We start from the raw sequence: 10548 nt of genomic DNA, 5'->3' as shown, positions 1-10548 counted from the left end.
ACCTGCTGCGCCATGGCAATGCCGCGCAAGGCCAGGGCGGGTGGGTCGTCGCGCAGGGCCACGCGCTTGAGGGCGCCCAGCGGGTCCCCGGCGGCCAGTGCGCGGGCGGATGCGGAGATCAGCGAATCCATGGCCGCAGACTACACCGCCAGAGGCCCCCACTCCCGTGGGCGATACTCGCCGCCTCGAACAGCCACCTCGAATCGCCATCGTGCGGCCACCCCTGCAGGCGGTTCTTGGCAAAAGGAAGCAGCAGTGAAACCAGTGACCGGCAGCGCAGACGCGGCCATTTTTGACGAGGCGTACTACCAGCGCTTTTACTTCGACAAGAAGACCAGCGTGGTGGACCCGGCGCACACCGAGCGCCTGGGCGCGTTTGTGTGCAGCTACCTGCAGTACCTGCGCGTGCCCGTGCGGCGGGTGCTGGATGTGGGCTGCGGCATTGGCCTGTGGCGCGATGTGATCGCACGGCATTTTCCGCAGGCACAGTTCCACGGCGTGGAGTTCAGCGAATACCTGTGCCAGCGGTTTGGTTGGGAGCGCGGCTCGGTGGTGGACTACAAGGCCCGCACGCCGTACGACCTGGTGATCTGTCAGGGCGTGCTGCCCTACCTGAGCGAGGCCGACGTGCAAAAGGCCATGCGCAACCTGGCGCGCCTGAGCCGGGGCGCCCTGTATGTGGAGGCCGTCGCGCGCGAGGACTGGGAGCAGGATGTGGTGGACGAGCAAGTGACCGACCCGCGCATGTTCCGCCACCCCGCACAGCTGTACCGCCGCACGCTGGGCGAGGGCTTTACCGAGCTGGGTGGTGGCGTGTGGCTGAGCCCGCTGGCAGAGCTGCCGCTGTTTGCGCTGGAACGTGCGGGCGGCCGGTGACACAGCCCGCAGCCCCCTCGGCGACTGACGTGGCCACCACCGATACGCCGTCCGTCACACCACCTGTCCCACCACATGCGGTGGCACGCCTGCGCGCCGAGCGCCTGGCCCGCAGTGCCAAGCCCTTTCTGGCCCGGGGCGGCCCCAAGGGCGAACGCTGTGCGGGCTGCCGCCTGGTGCCCAGCCACTGCATCTGCGCGCTGCGGCCCGTGCTGCCCACGCGCGCGGGCATGTGCCTGCTGATGGCGGACATCGAGCCCCTCAAGCCCAGCAACACCGGCTGGCTGATCGCCGATGTGGTGGCCGACACCTATGCGTTTGGCTGGGCGCGCATCGAAGTGCACCCCGACCTGCTGGCGCTGCTGGCCGACCCGCAGTGGCAGCCGTATGTGGTGTTCCCCGGCGAGTTCGTGGCGCCCGAGCGCGTGGTCACGCAGGTGGCCCAGGCCGAGGGCAAACGCCCGCTGTTCGTGCTGCTCGACGCCACCTGGCCCGAGGCGCGCAAGATGTTCCGCAAGAGCCCCTACCTCAACCACCTGCCCGTGCTGAGCCTGCAGCCCGAGCAGCTCTCGCGCTACCACCTGCGCCGATCCACCCGCATGGACCACTTCTGCACCTCCGAGGTCGGCGCGCTGTGCCTGGAACTGGCGGGCGAGCTGCAGGCCGCACAGGCGCTGGAGGCATACCTGGACGTGTTCACCCACCACTACCTGCAGGCCAAGCACCAGTTGCCGGTGGCTGCGGACGATGCCACGCACCTGCGGCTGCGCGGTGTGTGCAGCACGGGCTGAGCAAAACGCACTTTGGCACACGGTCCGCCGGGGGATTGCGCGACACGGGCAAAATGCACCGATGAAAGCTCCCCCCCGCCTGCAGTCCCTCATCGAGGAAGGCCTGATCGACACCGTGGTCCGGCAGCTCATGAGCGGCAAGGAGGCCATGGTCTACGTGGTGCGCTGCGGTGACGAAACCCGCTGCGCCAAGATCTACAAAGAAGCGAACAACCGCAGCTTTCGCCAAGCCGTGGATTACACCGAGAACCGCAAGGTCAAGAACTCGCGCTCGGCCCGTGCCATGGCCAAGGGCAGCAAGTTTGGCCGGCAAGAGCAAGAGGCCGCCTGGCAAAGCGCCGAGGTCGATGCGCTCTACCGCCTGGCCGCGGCGGGCGTGCGTGTGCCGCAGCCCTACAACTTTCATGACGGCGTGTTGCTGATGGAGCTGGTGACCGACGCCCACGGCGATGCCGCCCCGCGCCTGAACGATGTGAGCTTCACGCCCGAAGACGCGCGCACCCACCACGCCACGCTGGTGGCCGAGGTGGTGCGCATGCTGTGTGCGGGTGTGGTGCATGGGGACTTGTCGGAGTTCAACATCCTGCTGGCCCACCTGCCTGGCACAGAAGGTGAAGAGGCGGGCCACGACGGCCCCGTCATCATCGACCTGCCCCAGGCCGTGGACGCTGCGGGCAACAACCACGCCCAGCGCATGCTGCTGCGCGACGTGGCCAACCTGCGCGACTTCTTCGGCCAGTTTGCCCCCGAGCTGCGCACCACCCAATACGGCCCCGAAATCTGGAGCCTGTACCAGAGCGGGCTGCTGAGCAATGAGACGCCGCTCACCGGCATCTATGCGCCGACGCATGCCGATGTGGACATGCAGGCCGTGCTGCGCGAGATTGACGACGCGCGCGACGAAGATGCAGCGCGCAGGCTGCGCATGGCGGCGGGCTGACGCCGTCTCCACCACGCAGGGCTGTGGCACCATCGCGGCCTTTTTCAGTGTCGCTTGCCCGCCATGCCGTTCATCCACATCCGCAACTTCTGCCCCGGCGACGAACCTGCATTGCGCGCCGTTTTCCATGCCTCGGTGCATGGGTTGGCTTGCAAGAACTACACCGCCGAACAACTCGCCGCCTGGGCTCCGCTGCACCATGACGCCCCACAGTGGGCAGAGCGCATGCGTGCCAACCAGCCCTTCATCGCGCAAGCGCAGAGCAGGGGCGCCATCGCCGGGTTTGCCGACCTGCAGGCCAACGGCTATATCGACATGTTCTTCGCGGCCCCGGAGTTCGCACGACAGGGCGTGGCCCGGGCGCTGATGGCGCACATTCACGCGCAAGCGGCGCAGCGCGGCATCACCCAGTTGCACGCGCACGTCAGCCTGACCGCCGAGCCCTTTTTTGCCGCCCAGGGCTTCGTGGTGGAAGCGCGCCAGCAGGTGGAGCGTGCGGGCGTGGTGCTGCACAACGCGCGCATGGCCAAGGCCTTGGCAGCCCGCCTGAGGGATCAGTCCTGATTTGATAGCTACTTGCGCTTATCAATCAAGCGCCAGAGGCCAATTTGGCTCGAAATGAAACCACAGCGCTGTGCCCCTGCACCTGCAGGTGCCTTACAGTAGCCGCCCCGCACACACAAACCCACCCACATACCAGCCCACGACGGCTGCCACCCCATGACCAAAGACCTGGCCCGACAGAACGAACTCAAACCCATGGCCCTGTGCGAGCCCTGCCAGGGCATCCAGCGCAACTGGCGCAAGGCGCCGGGCCATGCCGAGCTGGTGCAGCGCGGCAACCGCAAGGAAGACCGTGAGGACGGCACCGTCACCATCACCCGCTATGTGTGCGACCGCTGCGGCACCGCGTGGGAGTACGAGAATGACAAGAACAACCAGCGGGCGGGCTGGTCGGTCGTGGGGCGCTGAGCGCGGCGCTGGTCGCACCGGTGGCGGCCGAGCCCCGCCACCGCCATCCCGCAGCCCACGTGTAAATGCACCTATTTTGATAGCACCCAAGGCATATAGCACCAGCGCTATCGCCCCAAAATCCACAAACTTCTGGTAGCAACGCCTGCAGCAAGCCTTGGGCACCTTTTTGCTACCGCGGTGTCACAACGGTTTTGACGGAAAGCCCCCATGCTGCATCGCCGACGATTCCTGACCCACGCCACCCGGGGCATTGCCCTGGGCGGCGCGGTGCTGCTGGTGGCGCGGGGCGCGCTGGCACAGCCCAGCTACACCGTGCCTCTGGCCCAACTGCAGGCCATGGTGGACCCCAAGTTTCCGCGCAACGTGCCGGTACAAGGCCTGTTCAACCTGAGCGTGCAGTCGCCCCACCTGCGCCTGCTGCCCGAAGTGAACCGGCTGGGCGCAGCCATGGCGCTGGATGTGGCCGGCCCGGCGCTGCGGCGCAGCCACCAGGGCAGCCTGGAGGTGGAGTTTGCGCTGCGCTATGAGGCCAGCGACCGCACGCTGCGCGCCCACCAGATCCAGCTGGGGCGCATGGAGTTTCCCAGCCTGCGCCCGGCGGTGACCGAGCTGCTCAATGCCTACGGCCCGCTGCTGGCCGAACAGTCGCTGCGCGAAGTCACACTGCACCAACTGCGCCCGCAAGACACGGCGGTGTTTGACGGCCTGGGCCTGCAGCCAGGGCCCATCACCGTGACGGCCAAGGGGCTGACGGTGGCGTTTGTGAGCAAGACGCCCTGAGGGGCAACAGGGCTCAGGCGGGCGATTTTTTCAAGTAAGGCGCCAGATACCGCCCCGTATGGCTGGCCGGGTTGGCCGCCAGCTCCTCGGGCGTGCCCACGCCCACCACGGTGCCACCGCCCGCACCGCCCTCGGGGCCCATGTCGATGAGCCAGTCGGCGGTTTTGATCACGTCGAGGTTGTGCTCGATGATGACGATGGTGTTGCCCGCGTCGCGCAGCTGGTGCAGCACTTTGAGCAGCAGGTCGATGTCGGCAAAGTGCAGGCCGGTGGTGGGCTCGTCCAGGATGTAGAGCGTGCGGCCGGTATCGCGCTTGCTCAGCTCCTGCGCCAGCTTCACGCGCTGCGCCTCGCCGCCCGACAGCGTGGTCGCCGCCTGGCCCAGGCGGATATAGGAGAGGCCCACATCCAGCAGCGTCTGCAGCTTGCGTGCGATGGTGGGCACGTCCTTGAAGTACGCCGCAGCGTCTTCCACCGTCAGTTCCAGGATCTGGGCGATGTTCTTGCCCTTCCACAACACCTCCAGCGTCTCGCGGTTGTAGCGCTGGCCGTGGCAAATGTCGCAGGGCACGTACACGTCGGGCAAAAAGTGCATCTCCACCTTCACCACGCCGTCGCCCTGGCAGGCCTCGCAGCGGCCGCCGCCCGATGACTGCGACACGTTGAAGCTGAAGCGCCCCGGGCCGTAGCCCCGCTCCTTGGCGGTGTTGGTCTCGGCCATCAACTCGCGGATGGGCGTGAACAGGCCGGTGTAGGTGGCGGGGTTGCTGCGCGGCGTACGGCCAATGGGGCTTTGGTCGACGTTGATGACCTTGTCGAAATACTCGATGCCCACGATCTCTTCGTGCTCGGCCGGCTCTTCGTGCGCACGGTGCACCTGCCGCGCCACGGCGGCATAGAGCGTGTCGTTGACCAAGGTGCTTTTGCCGGAGCCCGACACGCCCGTCACGCAGGTGAGCAGCCCCACCGGGAAGTCCACCGTCACCCCCTTGAGGTTGTTGCCCGTGGCACCCACCACGCGCAGCGCCTGCACGGCGCCCTGGCGCGCATGGTGCTCGGCCATGCGCTCGGCGCGGCGCTTGCTGGCCTCGGTCTGCGGAAAGCGCGACTTGGGCTTGGCCTCCACCACGGGCGCAGGCTGGTCCAGCACCGGCAACCAAGGCGTGCGGCGCTGGGGCACGGCGATGGTGCGCGTGCCCGACAGGTACTGGCCCGTGAGCGACTGCGCATTGGCGCGCACTTCGTCGTACGTGCCCTGCGCCATCACCCGCCCGCCGTGAACGCCCGCACCGGGGCCCATGTCGATCACATGGTCGGCGGCGCGCATCATGTCCTCGTCGTGCTCGACCACGATCACGCTGTTGCCGATGTCGCGCAGGTGCTGCAGCGTGGCGATCAGCCGGTCGTTGTCGCGCTGGTGCAGGCCGATGCTGGGCTCGTCCAGCACATACATCACCCCCGTCAAGCCCGAGCCGATTTGCGATGCCAGGCGAATGCGCTGCGCCTCGCCGCCCGAGAGCGTTTCGGCGCTGCGGTCCAGGCTCAGGTAGCTCAGGCCCACGTCGTTCAAAAACTGCAGGCGCGTGGCGATCTCGCGCACCACCTTGTCGGCGATCTCGGCCTTGGCACCGGTGAGCTGCAGAGATTGGAACCATGCGTGCGCGTCGCTCAGCGTGGCGTGGCTCACTTCGTAGATGGCGCGGGCCTGTGTGCCTTCGCCCACCTTCACATGGCGGGCCTCGCGGCGCAGGCGCACGCCGTGGCATTCGGGGCAGGGCTGGGTGCTGCGAAAGCGCGCCAGGTCTTCGCGCACCACCACCGAATCCGTCTCGCGGTAGCGGCGCGCCATGTTGGGGATGATGCCTTCAAACGGGTGCTTTTTGGTGTGCACCTTGCCCTTGGAGGCCCCGCTGTCCATGATGTAGCTGAAGGCGATTTCTTCATCGCCCGAGCCGTGCAGGATGGCGTGCTGCACCGGCGCGGGCAGCGACTCAAACGGCGCCTCGATATCGAAGGTGTAGTGCCGGGCCAGGCTCTCCAGCATCGCAAAGTAGTAGCCATTGCGCCGGTCCCAGCCCTTGATGGCCCCGCTGGCCAGGCTGAGGGACGGGAAGGCCACCACACGCGCCGGGTCAAACACCTCGCGCTGGCCAATGCCGTCGCACGCCAGGCAGGCGCCCATCGGCGAGTTGAACGAGAACAGGCGCGGCTCCAGCTCGGCCAACGAGTAGCTGCACACCGGGCACGCGAATTTGCTGCTGAACAGGTGCTCCTGGCCCGTGTCCATCTCCAGCGCCAGCACGCGGCCATTGCCCTCGTTGCCACCCACGCGCAGGGCCGCCTCAATGCTCTCGGCCAGGCGCTGCTGCAGGTCAGCGCGCACCTTGACCCGGTCGATCACCACGTCAATGTCGTGCTTCTCGGTCTTCTTGAGCGGCGGCAGGTTCTCGTGCTCGTAGATCTGCCCATCCACGCGAAAGCGGATGTAGCCCAGCGCCTGCATCTGCGCAAACAGCTCGGTGAACTCGCCCTTTTTCTCGCGTGCCACGGGGGCCATCACCATGAGTTTGGTGTCCTCGGGCAGGGCCAGCACGGCGTCCACCATCTGGCTCACCGTCTGCGCGGCCAGCGGCAGGCCGTGGTCGGGACAGAACGGCGTGCCCGCGCGGGCGTAGAGCAGACGCAGGTAGTCGTGGATCTCGGTCACCGTGCCCACGGTGGAGCGCGGGTTGTGGCTGGTGGCCTTCTGCTCGATGGAAATCGCTGGCGACAGGCCTTCGATCAGGTCCACATCGGGCTTGTCCAGTCGCCCCAGGAACTGCCGCGCATAGGCTGACAGGCTCTCCACATAGCGCCGCTGGCCCTCGGCATACAGCGTGTCAAACGCCAGGCTGGATTTGCCCGAGCCCGACAGCCCCGTGATCACCACCAGCTGGTTGCGCGGAATGTCCAGGTCGATGTTCTTGAGGTTGTGCGTGCGCGCCCCCCGGATGCTGATGCGCTGCTCGCGCAGGGCGCGGGCGAGGTAGACACCATCGGCGGATCGGTCATCGGCAACAGGGGGAGGGGTCACGGGCGGGCTCGGTGCAGGAAAACCCACCATGATAGGCGAGACCACGAGGGGCACGACCTGCTCGCTATGGCGAGAGGCGGCGGTGTCGTGTCGCGTTGTTACAACCCCTCCAAAGCCCTGTGGCCAATTGTTAACATCACGCCTTCACAAAAAAGATTCAGTCACGCCTTGGATACATTTCGCCCGAAGCAATGACCTCGGCGATGCCGAAAGCGGGTCTCAGGGAGAAATGCAATGAAATGGATTCTGGGCGCAGCCCTGGGCCTTCTATTGGCCGGCCCTTCGTACGCCGTCAACTACGCCATACAGGATGGCGGCGCGGGTAGCGGTTGTCAGAACGCCTGGCCCCCTTCCATTGTCGGAAACTACAACGAAAACGGCACGCTCAACGGTGTGCCCCGCTATGACGGCAGCGGCTGGTACCTGTACCGCGCCTCCATCTTTGGGCAGGATAACTGGGTCGTCAGCAATTCGCTGGGTAGCACGGACCTCAACAACAGCACCATTGCGTTCTACGCACCCTCTTCGGCCGGCACACCCGTCGCCGGTACGGGCTACAACAGCACCAACTCGGCCTGCGGCAAGATCAACGTACAGCAGGGCGTGACGGTGCCAGCACCTGATGCGCCTACGATCGGACCGCTGAATTCCGGGGTACAGCCCTATATCTCCGGTGGGAGCACGACCGTGTATTGGTCCGGCGTGCCCGGCGTAGTGGGCTACAAGCTTGACGTCGCAACCGACGCGGCGTTTACGACCTTTCACCCCGGCTACAACGGACTGGTAATTACAGCCTCGCCCACCCCCCCGACCAGCGCCACGGTCACTGGCTTGAGCAACGCGGGGACGACCTACTACTTCCGTGTGCGCTCCTACAACGGCGGCGGGGACAGTGTTCCATCCGCGACGGTTAGCACCACCACAGTGCCCGCAGCGCCCACCTTGCAGACAGTCAGCAATGTCCGCGCCGATCGTTTCACAGCCAACTGGGCTGCCGCCACCGGCGCAGACGCGTACCGCTTGCAGGTATGTACAGACGCGGGGTTTACTTCTTGCATTGCTGGCTACAACCCGGCCAGCGTCGGCGACTCGCCAGCCCTCGTTTCGGGCCTCGCTCAAACCACGACCTACTATTACCGGGTATCCGCCGGAAATGCGAACGGCTATAGCGCCTATTCCAGCAGCGCCAACGTCACAACCAATACCCGCCCCAGCCTGAGTGGCAGTTTCATGACTTCCGGTGCGGTCAACGACAACGCCACGATTGCACCGTTCACAGGCGTTACTGTCTCGGACGCGAACGGCGATGCTGTCTCGGTGCAGATCAGCTACGCAGCAGCCAATGGCACGCTCGCGGGCACAGGGCTCACGGGCAGCGCTGGTAGCTACGTCTTGACAGCCCAGGCGCCAGCCACCGTGACCACCAACCTGCGGGGTCTGGTATTCACGCCCACGTACCAGCAAGGCCCAACGGGGAGCACGGTGACCACCACGTTCACCCTGGTCCCTGATGATGGCACCGATGTCGGCACCAGCAACAGCACCACCAAGGTGACGACGACCATGACCAACGTCGCACCCAGCTTCGTTGGCGCCACGACAACGCTCACGGTCAGCGCGAACGCTGCCGCCACAGACATCAAGTCATTGCTCCACGTGAGCGATACCGACACCGGACAGACAGAGACATGGTCCGCTCAGACGGCGCCGGTGCACGGAACGCTCACCATCAGCGGTACAGCGACTGCCTCGGGAGGAACCGACATTGCACCGTCTGGCACCATCACGTACACGCCCGCATCCAACTACAGCGGCAATGACAGTTTTGCAGTGCGGGTAAGCGACGGGTCCGATAGCGCCGTACGCACTATCACAGTGACCGTGCAGGCCATGGCACCGGGAGCCCCCACAGGTGTGGTGGCCACGCCAGCGGATGGGCAGGCCAGCGTGTCTTTCAGTGCGCCATCCAGCAATGGAGGCTCAGCCGTCACTGGCTACACCGTGACGTCCAGCCCGCAGGGGCTCACCGGCTCGGCGGCCGTCTCGCCCATCACCGTCTCCGGCCTGACGAATGGGACCGCCTACACCTTCACAGTCATCGCCACCAATGCCATCGGCTCCAGTGGAGCGTCATCGCCGTCAGCGCCTGTCACCCCGAAAGGCGAGCAAACCATCACCTTTGCCAACCCTGGCGCCCAGAACTTCGGAACGTCCCTCTCCCTCACGGCGTCTGCGACCTCGGGCCTGCCTGTGAGCTTCAGTTCCACCACCCCAGGCATTTGCACCGTCACTGGGAGCGGGGCATTGACCCTGGTTTCTGCAGGCAACTGCACGATCGTCGCCGCCCAGACAGGCGACAACGTGTGGAACGCCGCGACAACCGTATCCCAAACGTTTGCCATCAATGCCATGGTTCCTGGCGCGCCCACCATCGGCACTGCAACTGCGGGTAACACGCAGGCCACCATCACGTTCACAGCGCCCGCCAGCAATGGCGGCTCAGCCATTGCCACCTACACAGCCACCTCCAACCCCGACAGCAAAACCGGCACCTGCGCGGGGCCCGCAGCCTGTCCCATCACCGTGAGTGGCCTGAGCAATGGCACTGCATATACCTTTACCGTCACGGCCACCAACAGCGCAGGCACAGGGGCAGCGTCGGCAGCGTCCAACTCCGTCATACCCAAGGCAGTGCAAACCATCAGCTTTGCCAACCCGGGGAGCCAAAACTATGGCACCTCACCTGATCTGGCTGTCCTGGGTGGCGGTGCTTCTGCCACCTCCGGCCTGCCCGTGGCCTTCACGTCATCCACCCTCGGTGTTTGCACCATCACCCCGGCGGGGGTTCTGACCTTCGGGACGGCCGGGACTTGCACCATCAATGCCGATCAGGCTGGCAACGGTGTGTACCTGGCAGCTCCCCAGGTGTCGCGCAGCTTTACCGTGACCCCCATCGCGCCCGGTGCTCCCACCATTGGAACGGCCATAGCAGGTGATACGCAGGCCTCGGTGGCCTTCACCGCACCAGCGAACACCGGCGGCACCGCCATCACGGGCTATACGGTCACCGTCACTCCACCTGACGTGGCGCCTGTCTACGGGGCCGCATCACC

8 protein-coding genes and 1 pseudogene are annotated in these 10548 nt (G+C 66.0%); 7 read left to right on the top strand and 2 right to left on the bottom strand.

What is annotated here, in order from left to right:
* Positions 1–131 (bottom strand): annotated as a pseudogene (locus DBR23_RS32205) (helix-turn-helix domain-containing protein); the annotation flags it as partial.
* 124 nt (positions 132–255) lie between these two features.
* On the opposite strand from DBR23_RS32205, the gene DBR23_RS00595 reads away from it, so the two are divergent.
* The 6 genes from DBR23_RS00595 (at position 256) to DBR23_RS00570 (ending at position 4362) form a co-directional block, all read left to right on the top strand.
* On the top strand, positions 256–876 hold the full coding sequence (locus DBR23_RS00595; protein WP_192419261.1) for a trans-aconitate 2-methyltransferase: 621 nt from the start codon (positions 256–258) through the stop codon (positions 874–876).
* A gap of 29 nt (positions 877–905) precedes the next feature.
* Positions 906–1667, top strand: a complete 762-nt coding sequence (locus tag DBR23_RS00590) for a tRNA-uridine aminocarboxypropyltransferase (protein ID WP_108496965.1) — start codon at positions 906–908, stop codon at positions 1665–1667.
* Between the two features lie 61 nt (positions 1668–1728).
* Positions 1729–2607 carry a PA4780 family RIO1-like protein kinase gene (locus DBR23_RS00585; protein ID WP_056742748.1) on the top strand — a complete coding sequence of 293 codons (879 nt, stop codon included), beginning with the start codon at positions 1729–1731 and terminating at the stop codon, positions 2605–2607.
* Between the two features lie 63 nt (positions 2608–2670).
* A complete protein-coding gene (locus DBR23_RS00580; protein WP_108496964.1) occupies positions 2671–3171 on the top strand; it encodes a GNAT family N-acetyltransferase in 501 nt (166 codons plus the stop codon).
* Positions 3172–3327: 156 nt separating this feature from the next.
* Positions 3328–3579 carry a hypothetical protein gene (locus DBR23_RS00575; protein ID WP_056056666.1) on the top strand — a complete coding sequence of 84 codons (252 nt, stop codon included), beginning with the start codon at positions 3328–3330 and terminating at the stop codon, positions 3577–3579.
* A gap of 210 nt (positions 3580–3789) precedes the next feature.
* Entirely contained in the window at positions 3790–4362 is a 573-nt protein-coding gene (locus DBR23_RS00570; protein ID WP_108496962.1) for a DUF1439 domain-containing protein, read from the top strand.
* Between the two features lie 13 nt (positions 4363–4375).
* Here DBR23_RS00570 and uvrA read toward each other — a convergent pair whose 3' ends face one another.
* Positions 4376–7465, bottom strand: coding sequence for an excinuclease ABC subunit UvrA (gene uvrA, locus DBR23_RS00565; protein ID WP_233250201.1), 3090 nt, complete (start codon positions 7463–7465; stop codon positions 4376–4378).
* 204 nt (positions 7466–7669) lie between these two features.
* Between uvrA and DBR23_RS00560 the strand changes: the two genes are divergently transcribed.
* Positions 7670–10548: fibronectin type III domain-containing protein (locus DBR23_RS00560; protein WP_199227597.1), on the top strand; the 2879-nt coding region annotated here is incomplete at its 3' end.

This window comes from Acidovorax sp. HMWF018 (assembly GCF_003061035.1).
GTDB lineage: Bacteria > Pseudomonadota > Gammaproteobacteria > Burkholderiales > Burkholderiaceae_C > Acidovorax > Acidovorax delafieldii.
Note: the sequence above shows the minus strand (reverse complement) of the source record. Positions and strands in the feature narration are given on the sequence as shown.